Here is a 19,414-nt window from a genome sequence, read left to right on the forward strand (position 1 = left end):
TTCGTGCCCTATACGCGCGACTTCACTGGGAGCCATTTAGGTTCCTGACATGGAAAAGTGGGTCGCCAGCAGAATTGGGCGACGCGCGAATTGAAAGGATACTAACATGGCTGGCCAAGTTCCAGATTTCGAAGCAACACTCCGCACTGACACAGGCAAAGGCGCTGCGCGTCAAGCACGTCGCGACGGCCTCGTACCAGGCGTTGTTTACGGTGGTGGTGAAGACCCAATCGCGATCAACGTTCCGTTCAACGTTTTGTTCAAAAAGCTGAAAGCTGGCCGTTTCTTGTCCACGCTTTTCAACCTGAAAGTTGAAGGCCAAGAAGACGTTCGCGTAATCTGCCGTAATGTTCAGCGTCACATTGTCAAAGATTTGCCGACGCACCTCGACTTCATGCGTTTGAAGCGCACAACGAAGATCAACCTGTTCATCGGCGTTGAATTCATCAACGAAGAAGAATGCCCAGCTATCAAGCAAGGCGGCATCTTGGTTCCGGTTCGTAACGAAGTTGAATTGCTCGTAACTGCTGGTGACATTCCTGAGATCCTCACAGTTGATCTGACTGGTCTTGAAATCGGCGACACCATCACGATTTCCAACATCACGCTGCCTGAGGGCGCAAAGCCAACAATCGATCGTGACTTCGTTATTGCGAACCTGCAGGCACCTGCTGCCCTGACATCTGCTGACGACGAAGAAGACGAAGCTGGCGAAGAAGTTGCAGCGGACGAAGTTCCGGCGACAACAGAAGCTTCCGAAGAATAAGTCTTCGATCTTATTGAATTTAAAGGGCGCGCCGTTTGGTGCGCCTTTTTTGTTTCGGCACAACCGGTGTTAGGCGGCCAACTTATGCGGACCGCACGAGCTTTAGCACTTCACCGGAAGGTGCCGGACGCCCAAGGTGATACCCCTGCCCCAACTCGACACCAAGGTTCTTTAGGGTTCGCATCTCTGCCTCAGTTTCAATGCCTTCTGCGACAACATGGGCGTTCGTATCTCTTGCAAACTGCACCATCGCCGATGCCAATGCGCGACGCGCGAGGTCTTTATCAACATCTTGGGTAAGCGACATGTCCAGCTTGATGACGTCCGGGCGCAATCGAATGATTTGCTGTAAACCCGAATACCCTGCCCCTGCATCATCAACAGCAATCCGTGCGCCGAGGTCGCGCAGATTGTCAATTTCCATCAGCAACACATCCAGATCGTCAATCGCGTCGTGTTCTGTAATCTCGACGACGATTCGCTCGCCATCGGCCGCTTCAATCAGCTTTAACAGTTTTCCAGTGGCCAAGGTCGCGGGTGACGTGTTGACGGCCAAATAGCAAGACGTCGGCAGTTTCGGTAATATCTTGAGCGCCACTTCAATGACGAACAATTCCAACGCCACCTGTAACCCCACCTCTGCAGCGTCATCAAACCATTGGTTCGGTGGCCGGTAAGGTTGCGGTGAGAATCTGCATAGTGCCTCGTATCCTGCAGTACCCTGATCTTTGAGACGCAGGATCGGTTGCAACGCAATATCGAACAACTGCGCTTCGAGGACATCTTCAATCGCACTCAATTTTTGATGTGCCGCAGAAGCAAAACTTATCTTCGTTTTCAATTGATCCGATGCAAGCGACGCAAATGCGCGCGCGACTTCAAGGTCACGACTGTTCAGTGTTGGACGCGCAAATTTACCAAAGCTGCAAAACATCCCATAGATCGAACCGTCTGAACGCAGGATTGGGACACCGACGTAGCTGCGTATTGGGAAATCCCGTGTCACAGCAAGGGTCGCAGTGAGCGGTTCCAGATCCGTATCCGGTATCAACTCTGGCAATTGCCCGCTCACGACGTAGTGGCAATAGCTTTCAATAAGTGGCGCTCTGGCACCCACTTTAATGCTCTGCTCGTAACCTGGCGCGCAAACATCTCTGTAAATCACCTCATCACCAACGAACTCGGAAATATAGGCGACATCCATATCTAGGTGACTTCTTATAAACGACAAAGAGCTCGCTATGACGTCATCACCCCCAGAAAACAATTTGGGCGCCAAAACGGAGGCTTTGGAGGGACTTTGGGACATTGGCACACCTTCTATTCAGATGTTTTCTGCAGAAAACTGTTGAACAAGAGGTTACCGCGCGGTGTGCAATTTAGCGCAATTTTATGCAAATTGGCGGGCTAGGACTGACCAGCAATGAGCGATATAGAGACCTTATGAAACTCTTTGTTGGCCTTGGAAATCCCGGTGCGAAATACGCACAGAACCGTCATAACATTGGCTTTATGGCACTTGATCAGATTGCTTCGGATCACGGCTTTGCGCCTTGGCGTTCCAAATTTCAGGGACAAATCACCGAAGGGCGTCTCGGGCGCGATAAAGTCCTGCTTTTGAAGCCCGAAACCTTCATGAACTTGTCAGGCCAGTCGGTGGGTGAAGCCATGCGGTTTTACAAACTCGACAGCACCGACATTGTCGTCTTCCACGATGAACTTGACCTCGCGCCAGCAAAGGTACGCCTGAAGTCTGGCGGCGGGCATGCCGGTCACAACGGGCTGCGTTCGATTCATCAACATATCAGCCCACACTATGATCGCGTGCGCCTTGGCGTCGGGCATCCGGGTCATAAGGACCGCGTTTCTGGTTATGTGCTCAGTGACTTTGCCAAGGCCGACCAAAACTGGTTAGACGATGTGCTACGTGGCATCTCGGACGGGGCAGCGTATTTGGCAGATGACGAGGGACCAAAGTTCCTCAACGCCGTTGCATTGCGCGTAAACCCGCCGCGCCCGTCGACCGGAACTAAGGGGAAGTCGGCGCAAAAGCCAACCGAACCCGCGCCAGAAGTCGCCCCAGAAGATACACGAAGCACACTACAAAAACTCGCTGATAAATTCCGGTGATAGCCCCACAACGTACGCGACCAAGCCCCCCGCAAACAATCGAGAGCCCGATATGAAAACTTTTCTGAAATGGCTACTGCGCGGTGTTTTACTGAGCGCACTTCTGATCGCTATCGTCGCTGTCTTTCAGCGCGAAAAGCTTGGGCGTTTGATGGCGGTGAATTCGCTATTCAGCGAAGACCGCATCGTCGCGAACTTCACCCAGATGGACACGATGTTTGAAAACATTCCCGTCACGACGGGCACCGCGACCTCAAACGAGCTGACAAGTGGCGCAACGATGGACATGCCAGCTGGATATAGCACGTGGGCAGATGACCGCGCTGTCACGGGCATCGTCGTGCTGCAAAACGGCGTCATCCGGTATGAAGGCTATCCGCTAACATCTGAGGGCGAAACTGACCCAGCCTCATCCCGCCGCATCAGCTGGTCGGTGGCCAAGTCGTTCCTTTCCGTTCTTATGGGCGTTTTACACGAGGACGGCACCATCCCTGATCTGGACGCCCCCGTCACGCAATACGCGCCATCGCTTGTGGGCACGGCCTATGACGGCGCATCCATCCGCGATGTGTTGCAGATGTCATCCGGCGTGGAATTCGACGAAGACTATTTGGATTTCTGGAGCGACATCAACAAAATGGGCCGCGTCTTGGCGCTGGGTCAATCGATGGACGGTTTCGCTGAAGGCATGGATGCCACTTTCGCCCCTGCTGGCGCGCAATGGCAGTATGTCTCTATCGACACGCATATCATCGGCATGGTGATCCGTGGCGCGACGGGGCGCTCCATTCCCGATCTGCTCAGCGAAAAGGTCATCGCACCGCTTGGCCCAACGGCTGAGCCTTACTACCTGACGGATGGATACGGCGTTGCTTTTGTTCTTGGTGGGTTAAACCTTACCACCCATGATTACGCGCTATTTGGGCATATGGTCGCCAATGGCGGCATTTCCTTTGGCACGCGCATCGTGTCTGAAGAATGGATCATTGAAAGCACCGCCCCCAGCGCCAATACAACACCCGATCAATACGGTTATGGATATCAATGGTGGGTGCCAATCGGCGCGACGGAGGGGCAATTCATGGCCCGCGGCATCTACGGACAATACATCTACATTGACCGTCCACGCGGCGTTGTAATCGCTGTTAACGGTGCCGACAGAGGGTTCCGCAACGCAGGCGTTGACGATAGCAACGTCGATATGTTCCGCCTGATCGCAGAAAGCTTGGACTGATGGAAAAAGACCCTTCTCTCAACGTGCTGGGCGATGCCTTGCAAACGTGCTCAATGGATCCTGTGACGGGATACTTCCGCAACGGCGCCTGTGACACCTGCGCCGCGGATGAAGGCAGCCACACCGTTTGTGCCGTGATGACGGCTGAATTCCTCGCCTTTTCCAAATACGTCGGCAACGACCTGTCCACGCCGCGCCTTGAATATGGGTTCGCTGGACTGAAGGACGGTGACGGCTGGTGCCTGTGTGCCGCACGGTTCCTGCAAGCCGCCGATGAAGGTTGCGCACCGAAGGTCAACCTGGCTGCAACCCATCAGCGCGCGCTTGAGATCGTGCCGCTCGATGTTTTGCAGAAACATGCCGCCAATGTCTAAACCACGTTTAAAAATCGTCCTCGTTACCCCCGAAATCCCCTACAACACAGGGGCCATCGGGCGCACCTGTGTCGCGCTGGAACTGGAACTTATCCTGATCAAACCCTACGGATTTTCACTGGACGAAAAGGCCGTGAAACGTGCCGGAACCGACTATTGGAAACACGTCACCCTAAGCGAATACGACGATTGGGAAACCTTCATAGCAGAACGCAAACCACCACGCGACAGCATGTATTTCTTCGAGGAAGACGGCGAACACAGCCTGTACGAGCCCGACTACCAACAAGACGCCTATCTTGTATTTGGGTGCGAAAGCGCTGGCCTGCCAAGATCAATTCTAGACGGCAATGACGACCGCGTATTCCACTTACCTATGCTCAGCCCGCTTGTGCGATCACTTAACCTCGCCAATGTCGCGACGGCCGTGATCTATCAAGCAATGCGTCCGCAGCTGATGGGCTAGGCGTTCAGTCCCCGTCGACCTGATACGCAAACGGATCGTCCGCCGGATCGCTATTCCAGATATATTCGGATCCGTCCGCCATTTCGCGAGCCTTATCTTGCCCAAACATCTTTGCTGCTACGGCAAGGGCGGCATCCATGCCTGCTGAGACGCCAGACGAGGTGAAGTATTTCCCATCTTCGACCCAACGCGCGGACTTGACCCAATCCACAGCGGGCGCGAGCCCAATCGTTGCGTTGAAATCAAGTTTGTTGGTTGTCGCGCGTTTGCCATCCAGAACACCCGACATGCCCAGAACAATCGTACCCGTGCAAACGGCCAAAACGACCTCTGCCCGCGCGGACACGTTCCTGATCCACCCAAGTGTTTCCTCGTCGATGGCTTCGGTCAGTGCGGAGTCCCCGCCAGGGACCAACAACACGTCAAAATCCGTGCCGTCAGACAGGGCCGCGTCAACACAAAGACGTTGCCCGTGACGACTGACGATAGGATCAGTGGACTTTGCCACTGTCACAAGCTCAATCTCATCCCTGAAGCCTGCAAGCAGCTCAATCGGACCAAAGAAATCGAGCGTCTGAAACCCCGGAAAAACCAATGCAGCCATTCGTTTCATCGTCGTTTCCTTTTATGTCGCGTTAAGCCCCGCTAGACATGTCCAAGCCAAGTGCCTTGGCCACGGTGAAGATATCTTTGTCGCCGCGCCCACACATATTCATGACCAACAGGTGATCCTTTGGCAGGGTCGGTGCAATCTTCATGACGTGTGCCAAGGCGTGGGATGGCTCAAGCGCGGGAATGATGCCTTCCATTGCACAGGACAGCTGGAACGCTTCAAGTGCTTCAACATCCGTGATGGCGACGTATTCGGCGCGGCCAATTTCGTGCAGCCATGAATGCTCAGGGCCGATGCCCGGATAATCGAGACCCGCTGAAATCGAGTGGCCTTCCAATATCTGACCATCATCATCCTGCAATAGATAGGTGCGGTTGCCGTGCAGAACGCCCGGGCGACCACCCGTTAGAGACGCACAATGCTCCATTTTGGCGTTCACGCCTTTACCACCGGCCTCAACGCCAATGATGTTGACCTCTTTGTCGTCAAGGAACGGGAAGAACAGACCCATCGCGTTGGACCCGCCACCAATAGCGGCGATCAATGTATCAGGCAGGCGACCTTCGGCGGCCTGCATCTGTTCTTTGGTTTCTTTGCCGATGATGGCCTGAAAATCACGCACCATCGCAGGGTACGGATGCGGCCCAGCCACAGTACCGATGCAATAAAACGTATCACGCACGTTAGTCACCCAGTCGCGCAAGGCGTCGTTCATTGCGTCTTTCAACGTACCACGGCCGGACGTCACGGGAACAACCTCAGCGCCAAGCAGTTTCATGCGGAATACGTTAGGCGCCTGACGTTCAACATCATGCGCGCCCATGTAGACAACGCATTTCAAGCCAAATTTAGCACACACCGTTGCCGTTGCGACGCCGTGCTGCCCTGCCCCAGTTTCCGCAATGATCCGCGTTTTACCCATGCGGCGTGCCAGAATGATCTGGCCCAGGACATTGTTGATCTTGTGCGCGCCTGTGTGGTTCAGCTCATCCCGCTTAAGATAAATCTTCGCGCCGCCCAAATGTTCGGTCAGGCGTTCAGCGTAATACAGCGGAGACGGGCGGCCCACATAATGCGTCCACAGGTCATTCATCTCAGCCCAGAACGTTTCGTCTGTCTTTGCGTGCTCATACTGTTCCTCGAGCTCGAGGATCAGCGGCATCAACGTCTCGGACACAAACCGTCCGCCGAAATCGCCAAAACGACCCTTTTCGTCAGGGCCAGTCATGAAGGAATTGAAAAGGTCGTTCATTGCGCATCTCCGGCCATTTGCTTGGGCTGGCGCGAGATGTATCGCGACGATTGAGGGCCGTAAAGCGTCTAGGCCTTCGCAGCAGCAACAAACGACGCGATTAGGCCTGCATCTTTGACGCCAACCGCCCCTTCAACACCGCTGGACACGTCAACTTGCGTGGTACCTGTGCGTTTCACGGCCTCAGCGACGTTGTCAGGTGTCAAACCGCCCGCCAGCATCCAAGGAATGGTCCAATATTTGCGATCCGCAAGAAGCGTCCAGTCAAAGGCCAAACCATTGCCCCCCGGCAGGTCGGCGTTTTTTGGCGGCTTGGCATCAATCAACAGCTGATCGGCCACCGCTGCATAGGTATCAATCGCAGGCAGATCGCTGGCGTCGGCAATGCCGATGGCCTTCATCACAGGCAAGCCATACCGCGCTTTTACCTCGGCCACGCGCTCTGGTGTTTCTGATCCGTGAAGTTGCAGCATATCCAATGGGACGGCAGCGGTAAGCGCATCCAGGAACGCATCATCCGCATTCACGACCAATGCAACCTTTGCCACGCCCAAAGGCACGTCGATTGCTAAAGCTTTGGCGTCTTCAATGGAAACATTGCGCGGGGATTTGGCGAAGAACACGAAACCAACGTAGGTCGCACCAGCGGACGCCGCCGCTGCCACGTCAGCTGCTGTCCGCAGCCCGCAAATCTTTACGCGAATGTTGCTCGGCATCGGCCGTTAGCTGGCTTTATCAAGCAGCGCGACGATCTCGTCTTTGCCTTCGTGCTTTTCAGTCTTCAGGCTGTCAACTTCGCGCTTAAGTGCATCACGTTCACGACCCGTCGCACGGGCATCCGAACGCAGGCGATGCTCACGCACCCATTCCCACAAGAACCCGATCAAAAGGCCAACGCCGACACCGATAAAGATCGCCATAAACAGCGGCATCTGAATGTCAGGCGAGATACCCAGTGGGTTTGCCAAAGCTTCGGGCATTGCGCGCAACGTAACGATGTCACGGTTGGCCATGCCGACGATTATCAAGGCGATCCCAACGACGGCCCAAAATGTGTATCTGATATATTTCATGGGAACAGCTTACTTCCCGTTCAACCGGTCCCGCAAGAGCTTGCCGGTCTTAAAAAACGGAACATGCTTTTCATCAACCTGAACAGCCTCGCCGGTGCGCGGGTTTCGGCCTAAGCGTGCGTCGCGCTTTTTAACTGAAAAGGCACCAAAGCCGCGAAGTTCTACGCGATCGCCGTTTGCCATAGCGTCAATAATGCGGTCAAAAATTGTATTAACAATTTTTTCAACGTCTCGCTGAAACAGGTGTGGATTCTGTTCGGCGATCGTATCGGTCAATTCGGAACGGATCATGTTGATGTTCTCCCCCATCGGTTTCGTCACGGGTCATGGCGCGATGACCTCTTATCCAACGACTATAGGATGGAAATTCCATTCGCGGAAGAACCTCAAATGGCGATTTAAGGCTCATTCGCGCTGTTTTGAGACCAAATCCAAGCTGAAACAGTAAATGAAACCCGACACTTGCGGCAATCGCGTGCGATGAACACGTCCTTCAAACTACTGATTCGAAGCCAAGGAGCCACCGGAAAAGTAAAACCCCGCCAGCTTGCGCCAGCGGGGTTTCAAATTTTCAGTCAGTCAAATTTGACCGCAAGATCGACTTATTCGTCGTCCTTGTTCAAAGCTGCGCCAAGGATATCACCCAAGGACGCGCCGGAGTCAGAAGACCCGAACTGTTCGACTGCTTCTTTTTCTTCAGCAATCTCACGCGCTTTGATGGACAGACCCAAACGACGTGTTTTCGCGTCGATGTTTGTCACACGTGCGTCGATCTTGTCACCAACGCCGAAACGCTCAGGGCGCTGCTCGGCACGGTCACGGGACAGGTCAGAACGACGGATGAAGGATTTCGCGCCTTCATAGTCAACTTCGATGCCGCCATCTTCGATCTTCGTGACTTCTACAGTTACGATTGTACCGCGCTTAACGCCGCCAACTGCATCCTGGAACGGGTCACCGTCCATAGCTTTGATAGAGAGGCTGATGCGCTCTTTCTCAACGTCTACTTCGGTAACCTTAGCGTTCACGATGTCGCCTTTGCGGAAATCACCGATGACGTCTTCGCCGCGGCCTTCCCATGTCAGGTCAGACAGGTGAACCATGCCGTCGATGTCGCCTTCGAGGCCAATGAACAGACCGAATTCGGTGATGTTCTTAACTTCGCCTTCAACTTCGGTGTTCTCAGGGTGTGTTTCTGCAAACACTTCCCATGGGTTACGCTGTGTTTGCTTAAGACCAAGGGAAACACGACGCTTAGATTCGTCGATTTCCAGAACCATGACTTCAACTTCTTGCGAAGTAGACACGATCTTGCCTGGGTGTACGTTCTTCTTTGTCCAAGACATTTCAGAAACGTGCACAAGACCTTCAACACCGGCTTCCAGCTCAACGAATGCGCCGTAGTCAGTGATGTTGGTGACGCGACCAGTGTGTGTTGTGTCCAAAGCGTACTTGGCAGCAACAGCATCCCACGGATCTTCCTGCAGCTGCTTCATGCCGAGGGAGATGCGGTGCGTGTCTTTGTTGATCTTGATCACCTGAACCTTGATCGTCTCACCAATTGTGAGGATCTCGGATGGGTGGTTCACACGGCGCCATGCCATGTCTGTCACGTGAAGCAAGCCGTCTACGCCGCCGAGGTCAACGAACGCACCGTATTCAGTGATGTTCTTAACCACGCCGTCAACTTCCTGACCTTCAGTCAGGTTGCCGATAACTTCTGCGCGCTGTTCTGCACGGGACTCTTCAAGGATTGCACGACGGGACACAACGATGTTGCCACGACGACGGTCCATCTTGAGGATTTGGAACGGCTGCTTCAGACCCATCAATGGGCCAGCGTCGCGTACCGGACGTACGTCAACTTGGGAACCTGGCAAGAACGCAACTGCGCCGCCCAGATCAACAGTAAAGCCACCTTTAACGCGACCAAAGATTGCGCCTTCAACGCGCTCTTCGTCTGCGTATGCTTTTTCAAGGCGATCCCATGCTTCTTCACGGCGCGCCATCTCACGAGAGATAACAGCTTCGCCGCGGGCGTTTTCGGAAGAGCGAAGGAACACTTCGACTTCGTCGCCAACATTGATTTCTGGGGCTTCGCCAGGGTTTGCGAATTCTTTTACGTCAACGCGGCCTTCCATCTTGTAGCCTACGTCGATGATGGCTTGTCCCGCTTCGATTGCGATGACTTTGCCTTTTACGACACTACCTTCTTGCGGTGTGTCGATTTCGAAGCTTTCGTTCAAGAGTGCTTCAAACTCGTCCATTGATACGTTCTGAGCCATGTGGCGTCTATTTCCTAGGTCGGTGTTGGCCGTGCGCGTCGCGGGTGCGCCGGACTTAAGGTTTATGTTTCGCTGAGGTGTCCCAAAACAACAAAAGAGGGCCGGAAACTCCGACCCTGCTCAAGTTGTGCGTTCTACGACCCATCAACAGGCGCGCGTATAGGCTGGAAACGCGTTGTTTGCAAGGGCCGTGAACAGGCTCACGACAAGGGCAGAATTCAAATCGTTTCTGTGACGATCACCTCGATGCGCCGCTTTAGTTCAATGTCCGTAATGCGGACAAAACGGACCTCCGAAGTTAAAATACGAAAGTCCGCTTTAGACATTCTTAACCTAGGAGGAGAATGTCGGAACCGCCAGCGCTACGACGCAAGACGTGTACATCTTCTAGCTCAGGGTCATTTGCCCAAGCCATCGCAGCAGCCTTATCAGGGAAACTTATAAGCGCTGCGACATCAGGCGCGTCAGGGGACCCGTCTAACACGGTAAATTCCATGGCTGCACTTTCTGCCTTGCCGCCATGTTTCGCGAGCGCGGGGCCTGCGACATCGCGGTACTTTGCCAAAGCCTGTGGGTTGGTTACGGTCAATTTCGCGTAAGCGTAAATCATAGTGATATCCTTAGTTAGTTCACATTACGGACATATCAGCTCGCACCACATGCAAAAACGCGTGCAAATGCACAACGGCCATGCAAGAAAGCTTGTATGAGTTTGGCTTGGGATGACTTGCGGACCGTTTTGATGTTGGTGCGTCACCAAACGCTGGCAGGCGCAGCTGCAGCACTGGACATTAACTACACGACAGTTGCCCGTCGTATTCGGCGAGCGGAGACGACGTTGGATCATCTGTTGTTCGAACGCTTGGCCGACGGATATCGACCGACAGAGGCCGCACGTGTCGTCGCCTCTCATGCCGAAAAAATGGAAACCTCTGAATTCGATTTACGGCGCTATTTGCAAGGGGCCGACACTGAGCTGACTGGCCATCTAACAATTACCGCGCCTCAGCTTCTCATTTCCAGCTTCCTCGCTCCTGTTTTGGATGAATTTGACCGAAAGTATCCTCAGATCGAACTGCGAGTCCTCGCGACCAATGATGTTCTGGACTTAACTCGGCTTGAGGCTGACTTGGCTATTCGCATCAGCCAAAACCCCGGTGATACGTTAAAGGGGCTTAGACTTCTGAAACAAGAAAATGCAAGCTTTGCGAGCCCTAGCTTAGCAAGGCAGATTCAGGCCGACCCGATGGCGATGATTGATTGGATCGTTTACGATGCTTTCCCGAATGTTCCCAATGGCGTAAGCCACGAGTACCCCAATAATCGGGTGCGTTTTCGCTTTGACGATATGGTTGCAATGCTCGGGGCGGCGCAAGCGGGGCTTGGCGTCGTTCGCCTGCCGATGTTCCTTGGAAGAGCGTCTTCTGGGCTTGTAAATGTGCCAGTGTTACGGCCGCAACCCTATTCAGACATTTGGGTGGTAGGACATCCGGATGTATGGCCTTCGGAAAAAGCACGCGCCTTTCGCGAGGTTCTGGTTGCATTTTGCAAGTTGCACAGAGGTGACTTCAAGTCATAAATGTATCAATGGGCTTTCGCACAGCGGACATTCGCGGCGAGGCAGAAAATGAGTACTTTGGGCTCAAAGCGGTCATCCGCTGCAAGGGCAATCCGAGTTGTGTCTTCCCCCGCTCGAAACCCGCCTCAATCGAGATAATCTTGCTGTCGTCAATCGACTTGATCAGGTTCGTAAACGTTTCGCCTCGCGCTTTAACGTTCAACAGGTCTTCGCCCCATGGTTCATTCGTCATCTTCAAGCGCCCTACTATGTCAGCAAACTATATCTAATGATTCAAAACAGAGTCACCACCCCAATAGGTTGTTCTAAACCAAAAAGGGGCACCACACGGTGCCCCTTTCTCTGCCGTAAACATACGAAGTATACTTAAGACTCAACTGGCGTGTCGCCACGTTCCCAAAGCAGTGGGTGGAACACTTCATCCACAGGTGTTTTGGCGAAGTGGTTGACGTAGTTGGACATGGTCTTCTGTGCCACAACAAGAACAACATCCAATGCGGAACGTTGCGTGAAACCCGCGGCGAAGAAAGCTTCGAACTGCGCGTCTTCGATGTTGCCGCGCTGGCGAACGACTTGCAGTGTGAACTTGCGAAGGGTGTTCAACTTGTCTGTCGGCAATGGTGCTTCTGAACGCAAAGCTTCAGACAAAGCATCATCGACTTTCATCATCTTCGCGATACCTGTGTGGGCTGGCACACAGTAGTGGCATTCGTTTTCCACGTTGATCGTCTGCCATACGACAGTGATTTCATCCGCGTTGAAATCAGTTTCAGTCGCAAGCTTATGGAGCACTTGGTAACCCTCGAAGGCCTGCGGGCTTTCGGCCAATACTTTGTGCAAGCCAGGGAGACGGCCAAACGCCGCTTGGGATTTTTCCAGTAGCGGCTTTGAAGCTTCTGGGGCTGACGTCATGTCGTGAGATGGAAACGTAACCATGGGGATTCTCCGTTTTTAAGGTTATAGGCCGGATTTAGCCTTTCTTGAGCGATCACTCAAGTATATAATTGAGCAACCACTCAACAACTTCGTGATCGCGCCAAAACATGCCCCGCAAGCCATCCTATGATCGAGACGACCTGATCCGCCGCGCACGTGATGTGTTTTGGAAGCGTGGTTGGGCGGGCACATCGTTGAAAGATTTGGAAAATGTTCTGAACCTTAAGCCTGGAAGTTTTTATGCAGCATTCGGTTCTAAGGATGCTTTGTATAAGCTTGCCTTGGATCAATACGCTGCCGATGGCGGTGCAACGCTAGACAAATTGGAACAGCAGCACGGCGCACTCGGCGCACTGCAAGCCTATCCGCGCTCTATTCTGGAAAACGAAACCGCCGCGGCGCGTGCCTGCATGCTCGTCAAAACCATTCTAGAAGTCTCCCCCCAAGGGAACGTTCTGTCCGAATATGCCAACGCCCACCTCGACGGAATGCAAACGCGCTTTGCGGTTCTCTTTGCGAAAGCGCAAGACGCCGGCGAAATCAGCCGCCAACACGCGCCAGAACATTTGGCCCGCCGATATCAATCTGACTTTCTGGGGCTTCGCGTCTCCGCGGAACGCCAAGGGTATGATATTGCTGCGACGTTAGATGACATCGAAACCAACCTCGCCCGCCTTTAACGCGTCGCGATTATGCGATCTTACTCAGCATGTTTCGACCAAAGCGCTGACCCTTGATCGGGTCTGCGTCTCTCGCTAGCGTTAACGAACACATAGGAGCGCACACATGACCCTAGAAGAAGCAATGGCTGACCAAGCGGCTTGGCTTAACATATGGCTCCCGATCTTGATGGTTGGCAGCATGGGGCTTCCGGTCGTGCTTCTTATCTGGAAGCCAAGCCGTCTGGCTGGACTTGCGGGTATCGCAGCGGGACTTCTCAGCTTTGTCACCATATCTTGGATGTACGAACAGATGGGCTACGTAAAACTGCTCGGGCTGCCGCACGTGCTGTTCTACACGCCTGTGGTGATCTATTTCATCAGCCGCCTGCGCAGCGGGTTGCTCCCCAAGTATGCGGCTTGGGTTATGTCCCTATCCCTCATCATCATCCTGATATCATTGGCATTCGACTACACCGACGTGGCGCGCTACTTCCTTGGCGAACGCACTCCAACGGCAGTCCCTGCGGGATTTGAAGGCTAACAACGCTGATCGTTCAAGCGGGTTTAATCGTCGTCATAGCCCAGCGCCAAAGCATCCAAGCTCGCGATCTCCGGCATGGATCGCCCAGCAATGCCTTGTAAATCGCCATGCATACCGATGGTCGACGCGATCACAGCATCAATCTGCTTGGACCGCGCTGCCCATTGCTTTTCCATGAAAAACCGCTCTTTGCGCAGATTTTCCTGCATATCCTCGAACCGCTCAACGATGGCATCAACGCGCTGCTTGAACTGGGTGCCGGTTAGATAATCATAGATCATCTCCATCTTGCTCTCCTGCCCCATCGCGCGCCCCTTTGCCCCAGCAACGTCAATCAGCCCTTGGCGCAATGACATCGCCAGCGGCACCGCATAGCGCGGCGCGCAGACCCAGATACCATCAACGATGCCGAAACTATCGACGCCTTCTGGCAAAGCCACGGACGTAATCACCGCGACCTCACACCCAGACGCACGCTGGTCATCGCGCAGCTTGGCCAACCAGCCAGCCGTCCAATTCTTTGTGCGCTTGCTTTCCCACAGGATGCGCCCAGTCACTGTGCCATTCATCATGACATCTTGGCGTACATCAGCTCCGCTGACGCCCTTGGCAACAGGCGTAAACCCGTCCATCGGAAAAGCACGCTCCAGCGTTTCTTCAAGAACGATCTCAGCCGCCTCGCCTTGGGTCTGCATCGACCCCTGCTCTGACTTTTGCTTGAGCGCTTCGATCTGCTTTTTCATCCCGTCGATCATCTGCGCTTGTTCCGCGACCTTAAGCGCGGCCTTTTCTTCGGCGTCCTTGGACAGCTTTTCAGCCAAAGCGTCCCGCTCTGCTGCAATCATTTTTTGAACCGTCAGCTCAAGCTCGGCTTCTTTGTCTTTCAGCTCTTGCTCACGCTTCATCGCTGCCGCTTGAACAGCCTGCGCCTCACGCAGTTTAACGTCCTGTTCCTTTACACGCTCCTGCAGCGCGATTTGGTCCTCCGCAGCCGAAGCCCGACCTGCTTCTTTGGCCTGTGCAGTTGCCACCTGAATTGCTTTAGCTGACTGTGCCTCCCGCTTAGCCAGTTCGTCATTGAACGATGACCGTAGATCCGCAAGCATGGGGCCAGCAAGTTGCTCGGTCAGCTCAATTTCGTTGGAACATTTGGGGCATTGAATCTTTAGCTCGGACATCAGGGCGCTCTCACGGTTGGGTTAACTCAGCCCTATCACACATCAATCAGGCTTTGCATCCGGCAGTTCAACCGGTCCGCCCTGCTCTGCCCATGTGCTGAAACCCTCGCGCAGATGCGCGGCGTCAAACCCCATATCTTGCAACGTCGCTACGGTTAACGCAGATCGCCAGCCAGATGCGCAATGGAAGACGTACTGTTTATCCTGCCCGAACACCTCTTTGAAATAGGGGCTTTCTGGATCAACCCAGAATTCCACCATTCCGCGTGGTGCATGAACACTGCCCGGAATATATCCGCGTCCACGTTCGCGCACATCGCGGATATCAACGATGACCACATTCGGGTCATCAACCATCGCAATTAGGTCAGTCGTTTCGACTTCATCTATGCGGGCGCGGGCGGCGGCAACCATGTCTGCCGCGGATGTCTTAAGGTTTTTCATAGGCAGACGATGCCACATCACGCGACGTCGTCAAGGCACCGATTGCCACAGCGCAGAACCTGTCTATGGTGCGCGCATGTTTCGCCTTGCCCTAATTCTATTGTTGCTGCCAACAATCGCCGCCGCTGACTGGTCCCCACGCCCGTCCATGTTTCACTATGATGCGACCTTTGCGAATTGCACCGCAACGCCGGACGAAACGGACCTCGCGCAAAACTGCGACCGTGCGATTGCGAATGCCTACGTTTTGAAACGCGCTGTGGCTTGGGCGACGCAAAATTGCTTCCCCGAAAGCATTGCGACCTGTGCGCTTCCATTTGAAGACGAAGGCCTGCCCGCTATTGCGGCACAAATTGCTGTAGATGCAGGGTGTGATGCGACCAATGTTCTGGACCTCCCCGAGGACGAACCCCTACCTGCGGATCACTGCATCTCTATCGCATCTGACATTATGATCGACGAAGGTGTCGTACCTTTGAACACCGATATTTCGTGCGGCATTAATTGGATCGAATGCGGTGATATTTCCCTTATCAACGCGACCTTCTGGGCAGAACAAGTCGATGCGGCGGCCCAGGATGACCCGGCATTCGCCGCTGACCTGCAATCGCGCAACCGCGAAGATTGCGCTGAAGAAGCCCGTGAGATTGGCAGTTGGGCCGTGGTCATGGACGCCATGATTTGTGAAGCGGATCGTTCGGCGGCACTTTGGGCCGACCTCACTGATCAGAACCAGCAGGATCAATAATGGGCGAGCTGTATTTGGTCCGCCACGGGCAAGCCAATTCAGGTGCCACGACTGAGGAGGGCTACGATCGCCTGTCCGACCTAGGCCACACCCAAGCAGCCCTACTTGGTAACTGGATGCGTGCCCACGAAGACCCGTTCGATTTGGTTTTGTCCGGTACCATGCGCCGCCACCGTGAAACCGCTGACGGTATGGGCTATGCCCCCGAACTGTTCGATGAGCGCCTTAATGAAATGGAATACTTCGCGCTCGTGCGTGACATGAAGGTGCACCACGACGTCGATCCACCTGAAACCTCAGAAGATTTCGTCACCCACATGCCGCAAACCCTCGCCGCGTGGGAACAAGCGACCATCAATGGTGTGGAATCTTTCGCAACCTTTGAAACCCGCATCAATGACGCACTGACTGAGGCCGCAAAACCCGGAAAGCGCGTGCTTTGCGTCACTTCAGGCGGAGTGATTTCAATGGTCATGCGCGGGGCTTTGGGGTTGGACACGCAGCAGATGGCGAACATCCTCCTGCCGATCTTCAACTCATCCCTACACAAGTTCCGCATCCGTCCAGAAGGCACATTCTTGTCCGCCTTCAACGCAATTCCGCACCTAGACCCGCCCGAATTGAGCGATCATCGGACGCATTTCTGATCTAAACGCGCGCCGCCTGTACAATCGCAATCGCTTGCGCAATCGCCTCTTTAGCCGACAATTCTGACGTATCTAGCAGCACGGCATCATCTGCCGGTTTCAGCGGGGCGGTGGCACGTTCACTGTCGCGTTTGTCACGTGCTTCAACATCGGCGAGGACTTCGGCAAACTCTAACCCCATGCCTTTTGCGTTCAACTCATCCAAACGACGTTGCGCGCGCTTTGCTGAACTCGCTGTGACAAACAGCTTCACATCCGCATTCGGGCAAATCACTGTGCCAATATCGCGCCCGTCCAAAACCGCACCGTCATCGCGCGCCGCAAATTGGCGTTGAAACGCGACCAATGCAGCCCGCACATCTGGATCAACAGCCACTTTGCTTGCGGCTTGCGCAACTTCAGGGCTACGCAGGTGATCGCCATCAAGATCAACGGCTTCCAGTGTTTGCGCGGCGACAAGCGGGTCCGCGCCATGCAATACCTTCGCGCCAACCGCGCGGTACAGCAGCCCCGTGTCCAGATGCGCAAACCCGAAATGCGCAGCAACCGCCTTGGAAATGGTTCCCTTACCGGCCGCAGCAGGTCCATCAATCGCAACTGTAAAACTCACGCTGTTCTCCTCAGATGTACAATCAACACCAAAACGCACAGGTAAAGTGACGCGAATTTTGCCATAGTTAAATGGTGCGCGACCCCGATGATCGCCGGCTCCATAACATCGATGAACATGAACCGGTAAATCGCGACGTTTTCTGACAGATCAATCGCGGCATAGAGGGCAGCAAGACCCGCAACGAAATACCGAACCCAGCTTCCGCGCCAACCATACAACGCCATCCAAAGGGCCAGTGTCACAATGAAAATTCGATCTATGCGGCTGAGAATAACACTATAGGTCGTGCGTGCCTGTTCACTGATCGCCTCGGTAAACGGCGCAATGCTTTGCGCGTCATACCCCAGCAGGTGAAAATCCGGTGGCCAGTGCCAATCCGCACCCGGCAACACAGTGATATAGACCATCGCGCCCATCAACAGATAGCTGACCAAAGCCACTACCCCTGTGATCTGGCGCCCAAGCCGCATCAGGTGTTCGAACGTGTGACGCTCGCTCCGAGGTCTGCCATCAGCCCTTCAAAGATAGGGAAAGACGTCGCGATAGGGCCGCCGTCATCCACAGACATCGGTTTGTTCGTTGCCAAACCCATCACAAGGAACGACATCGCAATGCGGTGATCCAAGCGACTTTCAGCGGTAATGCCGCCCTCAACATTGCCAAACCCAAGGCCCGTCACTGTCCACCAATCCGGCCCTTCATCGACCTCAACACCAGCGGCACGCAACCCCTTGGCCATCGCATCAATACGGTCGCTTTCTTTGACGCGCAGCTCCTTGACGCCCTTCATCACGGTCTGCCCTTTGGCAAAGGCCGCAACCACAGACAACACGGGGTATTCGTCAATCATAGAGGCCGCGCGTGCCGGTGGAACGTCAATGCCAACCATATCAGGCGAATACTTCGCACGAAGATCGGCGACGGGCTCACCGCCCTCCTCACGCATGTTTTCGAACGTCAGATCCGCGCCCATTTCTTGTAACGTGTAGAACAGGCCAGCGCGGGTTGAGTTCAATCCGATGTTTGGCACCAACACGTCAGACCCTTCGGCCAGCAAGGCCGCACAAACAGGAAACGCTGCAGATGATGGATCACGCGGAACGATAATCGTTTGTGGTTTCAGTTCTGGTTGCCCGACCAGCGTAATAACGCGGCCCTCATCCGTGTCTTCAACCGACAGTTCAGCGCCAAAACCAACCAACATGCGTTCCGTGTGGTCCCGCGTGGCTTCTTTCTCGATCACGACGGTTTCGCCCGGTGCATTCAGGCCAGCCAGTAACACCGCAGACTTCACCTGCGCAGACGGAACCGGAACGGTATAGCGAACAGGCACAGGGTTCTTCGCGCCAACTATCGTCATTGGCAAACGTCCACCGGTCCGGCCAACGGATTGTGTTCCAAACAACGCCAACGGATCAGTCACACGGCCCATCGGGCGCCCGTTCAGGGACGCGTCACCAGTGAACGTGACGGCGATATCGCTGGTCGCCATCGCGCCCATGATCAGACGCACACCCGTACCAGAGTTCCCACAATCAATAACATTCTCAGGCTCACTGAAGCCGCCAACACCCACGCCATGCACGGACCATTCACCACCACCGTGGTTCACAACCTCAGCACCGAACGCTTCCATCGCGCGCCCAGTGTCGAGCACGTCTTGGCCTTCCAGCAGTCCGGTAACTTTAGTCTCGCCAACGGCCATTGCGCCCAAAATCAAAGACCTGTGGGAAATCGATTTGTCACCAGGAACATGCGCTTCACCGCGCAAAGCAGCGCCCTTGCGGGACGTCATCGGAATAGGGGCGCCGTGGCTCGACATATGATTTCCTCTTATCTGTTAATGCCTGATAAACCGCAGGCCAACAGACGT

General features: G+C 54.4%; 25 protein-coding genes. 10 read left to right on the forward strand and 15 right to left on the reverse strand.

Going from position 1 to position 19,414, the window contains the following annotated elements; genetic code table 11:
• Positions 1–106: 106 nt before the first annotated feature.
• Positions 107–766 (forward strand): 50S ribosomal protein L25/general stress protein Ctc, encoded by a 660-nt coding sequence (locus OSB_RS11945; protein WP_049835220.1) that lies wholly within the window; start codon positions 107–109, stop codon positions 764–766.
• 82 nt (positions 767–848) lie between these two features.
• Here OSB_RS11945 and OSB_RS11950 read toward each other — a convergent pair whose 3' ends face one another.
• The gene (locus tag OSB_RS11950; RefSeq protein WP_049835221.1) at positions 849–2,075 is read right to left on the reverse strand and encodes a sensor domain-containing phosphodiesterase; all 1,227 of its coding nucleotides are present in this window, start codon (positions 2,073–2,075) and stop codon (positions 849–851) included.
• A 134-nt stretch (positions 2,076–2,209) separates the two neighbouring features.
• Between OSB_RS11950 and pth the strand changes: the two genes are divergently transcribed.
• The 4 genes from pth to OSB_RS11970 are packed head-to-tail and all read left to right on the forward strand — an operon-like array spanning position 2,210 to position 4,970.
• On the forward strand, positions 2,210–2,896 hold the full coding sequence (gene pth / locus OSB_RS11955) for an aminoacyl-tRNA hydrolase (protein ID WP_049835222.1): 687 nt from the start codon (positions 2,210–2,212) through the stop codon (positions 2,894–2,896).
• A 52-nt stretch (positions 2,897–2,948) separates the two neighbouring features.
• Entirely contained in the window at positions 2,949–4,130 is a 1,182-nt protein-coding gene (locus tag OSB_RS11960; protein ID WP_049835223.1) for a serine hydrolase domain-containing protein, read from the forward strand.
• Entirely contained in the window at positions 4,130–4,504 is a 375-nt protein-coding gene (locus tag OSB_RS11965) for a DUF2237 family protein (protein ID WP_049835224.1), read from the forward strand. The genes OSB_RS11960 and OSB_RS11965 overlap by 1 nt, the downstream gene beginning before the upstream one ends.
• A complete protein-coding gene (locus tag OSB_RS11970; RefSeq protein WP_049835225.1) occupies positions 4,497–4,970 on the forward strand; it encodes a tRNA (cytidine(34)-2'-O)-methyltransferase in 474 nt (157 codons plus the stop codon). Before OSB_RS11965 ends, OSB_RS11970 begins: the two co-directional genes overlap by 8 nt.
• A 4-nt stretch (positions 4,971–4,974) precedes the next feature.
• Here OSB_RS11970 and OSB_RS11975 read toward each other — a convergent pair whose 3' ends face one another.
• The 7 genes from OSB_RS11975 to OSB_RS12005 all read right to left on the reverse strand — a co-directional run bounded on the left by OSB_RS11975 (position 4,975) and on the right by OSB_RS12005 (position 10,803).
• A complete protein-coding gene (locus tag OSB_RS11975; protein WP_049835226.1) occupies positions 4,975–5,583 on the reverse strand; it encodes a DJ-1/PfpI family protein in 609 nt (202 codons plus the stop codon).
• Positions 5,584–5,605: 22 nt separating this feature from the next.
• Positions 5,606–6,835, reverse strand: a complete 1,230-nt coding sequence (gene trpB / locus OSB_RS11980) for a tryptophan synthase subunit beta (protein WP_049835227.1) — start codon at positions 6,833–6,835, stop codon at positions 5,606–5,608.
• A gap of 68 nt (positions 6,836–6,903) precedes the next feature.
• Complete coding sequence (locus tag OSB_RS11985) at positions 6,904–7,551, reverse strand: phosphoribosylanthranilate isomerase (RefSeq protein WP_049835228.1); 648 nt, start codon at positions 7,549–7,551, stop codon at positions 6,904–6,906.
• Between the two features lie 6 nt (positions 7,552–7,557).
• The gene (locus tag OSB_RS11990) at positions 7,558–7,908 is read right to left on the reverse strand and encodes a LapA family protein (RefSeq protein WP_049835229.1); all 351 of its coding nucleotides are present in this window, start codon (positions 7,906–7,908) and stop codon (positions 7,558–7,560) included.
• Positions 7,909–7,917: 9 nt separating this feature from the next.
• Positions 7,918–8,199 (reverse strand): integration host factor subunit beta, encoded by a 282-nt coding sequence (ihfB, locus tag OSB_RS11995; protein WP_049836146.1) that lies wholly within the window; start codon positions 8,197–8,199, stop codon positions 7,918–7,920.
• Between the two features lie 311 nt (positions 8,200–8,510).
• The gene (gene rpsA, locus OSB_RS12000; protein WP_074202233.1) at positions 8,511–10,193 is read right to left on the reverse strand and encodes a 30S ribosomal protein S1; all 1,683 of its coding nucleotides are present in this window, start codon (positions 10,191–10,193) and stop codon (positions 8,511–8,513) included.
• A gap of 328 nt (positions 10,194–10,521) precedes the next feature.
• Positions 10,522–10,803, reverse strand: coding sequence for a DUF1330 domain-containing protein (locus OSB_RS12005; RefSeq protein ID WP_049835231.1), 282 nt, complete (start codon positions 10,801–10,803; stop codon positions 10,522–10,524).
• 96 nt (positions 10,804–10,899) lie between these two features.
• Here OSB_RS12005 and OSB_RS12010 point away from each other — a divergent pair, with 96 nt between their 5' ends.
• Positions 10,900–11,772 (forward strand): LysR family transcriptional regulator, encoded by an 873-nt coding sequence (locus OSB_RS12010; RefSeq protein WP_049835232.1) that lies wholly within the window; start codon positions 10,900–10,902, stop codon positions 11,770–11,772.
• Here the strand turns inward: OSB_RS12010 and OSB_RS12015 are convergent.
• Both OSB_RS12015 and OSB_RS12020 read right to left on the reverse strand, forming a co-directional pair.
• A complete protein-coding gene (locus OSB_RS12015) occupies positions 11,762–12,004 on the reverse strand; it encodes a hypothetical protein (protein WP_049835233.1) in 243 nt (80 codons plus the stop codon). The genes OSB_RS12010 and OSB_RS12015 overlap by 11 nt on opposite strands.
• A 134-nt stretch (positions 12,005–12,138) precedes the next feature.
• The gene (locus tag OSB_RS12020) at positions 12,139–12,708 is read right to left on the reverse strand and encodes a carboxymuconolactone decarboxylase family protein (RefSeq protein ID WP_049835234.1); all 570 of its coding nucleotides are present in this window, start codon (positions 12,706–12,708) and stop codon (positions 12,139–12,141) included.
• Between the two features lie 107 nt (positions 12,709–12,815).
• Here OSB_RS12020 and OSB_RS12025 point away from each other — a divergent pair, with 107 nt between their 5' ends.
• Together OSB_RS12025 and OSB_RS12030 are read left to right on the forward strand one after the other, a co-directional pair.
• Positions 12,816–13,388 carry a TetR/AcrR family transcriptional regulator gene (locus OSB_RS12025; RefSeq protein ID WP_049835235.1) on the forward strand — a complete coding sequence of 191 codons (573 nt, stop codon included), beginning with the start codon at positions 12,816–12,818 and terminating at the stop codon, positions 13,386–13,388.
• Between the two features lie 106 nt (positions 13,389–13,494).
• Positions 13,495–13,911, forward strand: coding sequence for a hypothetical protein (locus OSB_RS12030; RefSeq protein ID WP_049835236.1), 417 nt, complete (start codon positions 13,495–13,497; stop codon positions 13,909–13,911).
• A gap of 23 nt (positions 13,912–13,934) precedes the next feature.
• On the opposite strand, the gene OSB_RS12035 is transcribed toward OSB_RS12030, so the two are convergent.
• Together OSB_RS12035 and OSB_RS12040 are read right to left on the reverse strand one after the other, a co-directional pair.
• Positions 13,935–15,089 (reverse strand): DUF2130 domain-containing protein, encoded by a 1,155-nt coding sequence (locus OSB_RS12035; protein ID WP_049835237.1) that lies wholly within the window; start codon positions 15,087–15,089, stop codon positions 13,935–13,937.
• Between the two features lie 42 nt (positions 15,090–15,131).
• On the reverse strand, positions 15,132–15,533 hold the full coding sequence (locus OSB_RS12040) for a rhodanese-like domain-containing protein (protein ID WP_049836147.1): 402 nt from the start codon (positions 15,531–15,533) through the stop codon (positions 15,132–15,134).
• Between the two features lie 76 nt (positions 15,534–15,609).
• Between OSB_RS12040 and OSB_RS12045 the strand changes: the two genes are divergently transcribed.
• Both OSB_RS12045 and OSB_RS12050 read left to right on the forward strand, forming a co-directional pair.
• The gene (locus tag OSB_RS12045; RefSeq protein ID WP_049835238.1) at positions 15,610–16,281 is read left to right on the forward strand and encodes a hypothetical protein; all 672 of its coding nucleotides are present in this window, start codon (positions 15,610–15,612) and stop codon (positions 16,279–16,281) included.
• Complete coding sequence (locus OSB_RS12050; RefSeq protein WP_049835239.1) at positions 16,281–16,928, forward strand: histidine phosphatase family protein; 648 nt, start codon at positions 16,281–16,283, stop codon at positions 16,926–16,928. The genes OSB_RS12045 and OSB_RS12050 overlap by 1 nt, the downstream gene beginning before the upstream one ends.
• Before the next feature lies 1 nt (position 16,929).
• Here the strand turns inward: OSB_RS12050 and cmk are convergent, their stop codons facing one another.
• The 3 genes from cmk to aroA are packed head-to-tail and all read right to left on the reverse strand — an operon-like array spanning position 16,930 to position 19,363.
• On the reverse strand, positions 16,930–17,538 hold the full coding sequence (gene cmk / locus OSB_RS12055) for a (d)CMP kinase (RefSeq protein WP_049835240.1): 609 nt from the start codon (positions 17,536–17,538) through the stop codon (positions 16,930–16,932).
• Entirely contained in the window at positions 17,535–18,011 is a 477-nt protein-coding gene (locus tag OSB_RS12060; RefSeq protein ID WP_049835241.1) for a hypothetical protein, read from the reverse strand. Before OSB_RS12060 ends, cmk begins: the two co-directional genes overlap by 4 nt.
• Positions 18,011–19,363, reverse strand: coding sequence for a 3-phosphoshikimate 1-carboxyvinyltransferase (gene aroA, locus OSB_RS12065; RefSeq protein WP_049835242.1), 1,353 nt, complete (start codon positions 19,361–19,363; stop codon positions 18,011–18,013). The genes OSB_RS12060 and aroA overlap by 1 nt, the downstream gene beginning before the upstream one ends.
• Positions 19,364–19,414 lie beyond the last annotated feature (51 nt).

The sequence above is a fragment of the Octadecabacter temperatus genome (assembly GCF_001187845.1).
Taxonomy (GTDB): domain Bacteria; phylum Pseudomonadota; class Alphaproteobacteria; order Rhodobacterales; family Rhodobacteraceae; genus Octadecabacter; species Octadecabacter temperatus.

What these genes read in the sequence shown, in the direction of transcription:
- OSB_RS11945 (WP_049835220.1), top strand. Translation starts at nt 107, where the DNA reads ATGGCTGGCCAAGTTCCAGATTTCGAAGCAACACTCCGCACTGACACA.
- OSB_RS11950 (WP_049835221.1), bottom strand. Translation starts at nt 2,075, where the DNA reads ATGTCCCAAAGTCCCTCCAAAGCCTCCGTTTTGGCGCCCAAATTGTTT.
- pth (WP_049835222.1), top strand. Translation starts at nt 2,210, where the DNA reads ATGAAACTCTTTGTTGGCCTTGGAAATCCCGGTGCGAAATACGCACAG.
- OSB_RS11960 (WP_049835223.1), top strand. Translation starts at nt 2,949, where the DNA reads ATGAAAACTTTTCTGAAATGGCTACTGCGCGGTGTTTTACTGAGCGCA.
- OSB_RS11965 (WP_049835224.1), top strand. Translation starts at nt 4,130, where the DNA reads ATGGAAAAAGACCCTTCTCTCAACGTGCTGGGCGATGCCTTGCAAACG.
- OSB_RS11970 (WP_049835225.1), top strand. Translation starts at nt 4,497, where the DNA reads ATGTCTAAACCACGTTTAAAAATCGTCCTCGTTACCCCCGAAATCCCC.
- OSB_RS11975 (WP_049835226.1), bottom strand. Translation starts at nt 5,583, where the DNA reads ATGAAACGAATGGCTGCATTGGTTTTTCCGGGGTTTCAGACGCTCGAT.
- trpB (WP_049835227.1), bottom strand. Translation starts at nt 6,835, where the DNA reads ATGAACGACCTTTTCAATTCCTTCATGACTGGCCCTGACGAAAAGGGT.
- OSB_RS11985 (WP_049835228.1), bottom strand. Translation starts at nt 7,551, where the DNA reads ATGCCGAGCAACATTCGCGTAAAGATTTGCGGGCTGCGGACAGCAGCT.
- OSB_RS11990 (WP_049835229.1), bottom strand. Translation starts at nt 7,908, where the DNA reads ATGAAATATATCAGATACACATTTTGGGCCGTCGTTGGGATCGCCTTG.
- ihfB (WP_049836146.1), bottom strand. Translation starts at nt 8,199, where the DNA reads ATGATCCGTTCCGAATTGACCGATACGATCGCCGAACAGAATCCACAC.
- rpsA (WP_074202233.1), bottom strand. Translation starts at nt 10,193, where the DNA reads ATGGCTCAGAACGTATCAATGGACGAGTTTGAAGCACTCTTGAACGAA.
- OSB_RS12005 (WP_049835231.1), bottom strand. Translation starts at nt 10,803, where the DNA reads ATGATTTACGCTTACGCGAAATTGACCGTAACCAACCCACAGGCTTTG.
- OSB_RS12010 (WP_049835232.1), top strand. Translation starts at nt 10,900, where the DNA reads ATGAGTTTGGCTTGGGATGACTTGCGGACCGTTTTGATGTTGGTGCGT.
- OSB_RS12015 (WP_049835233.1), bottom strand. Translation starts at nt 12,004, where the DNA reads ATGACGAATGAACCATGGGGCGAAGACCTGTTGAACGTTAAAGCGCGA.
- OSB_RS12020 (WP_049835234.1), bottom strand. Translation starts at nt 12,708, where the DNA reads ATGGTTACGTTTCCATCTCACGACATGACGTCAGCCCCAGAAGCTTCA.
- OSB_RS12025 (WP_049835235.1), top strand. Translation starts at nt 12,816, where the DNA reads ATGCCCCGCAAGCCATCCTATGATCGAGACGACCTGATCCGCCGCGCA.
- OSB_RS12030 (WP_049835236.1), top strand. Translation starts at nt 13,495, where the DNA reads ATGACCCTAGAAGAAGCAATGGCTGACCAAGCGGCTTGGCTTAACATA.
- OSB_RS12035 (WP_049835237.1), bottom strand. Translation starts at nt 15,089, where the DNA reads ATGTCCGAGCTAAAGATTCAATGCCCCAAATGTTCCAACGAAATTGAG.
- OSB_RS12040 (WP_049836147.1), bottom strand. Translation starts at nt 15,533, where the DNA reads ATGAAAAACCTTAAGACATCCGCGGCAGACATGGTTGCCGCCGCCCGC.
- OSB_RS12045 (WP_049835238.1), top strand. Translation starts at nt 15,610, where the DNA reads ATGTTTCGCCTTGCCCTAATTCTATTGTTGCTGCCAACAATCGCCGCC.
- OSB_RS12050 (WP_049835239.1), top strand. Translation starts at nt 16,281, where the DNA reads ATGGGCGAGCTGTATTTGGTCCGCCACGGGCAAGCCAATTCAGGTGCC.
- OSB_RS12060 (WP_049835241.1), bottom strand. Translation starts at nt 18,011, where the DNA reads ATGCGGCTTGGGCGCCAGATCACAGGGGTAGTGGCTTTGGTCAGCTAT.
- aroA (WP_049835242.1), bottom strand. Translation starts at nt 19,363, where the DNA reads ATGTCGAGCCACGGCGCCCCTATTCCGATGACGTCCCGCAAGGGCGCT.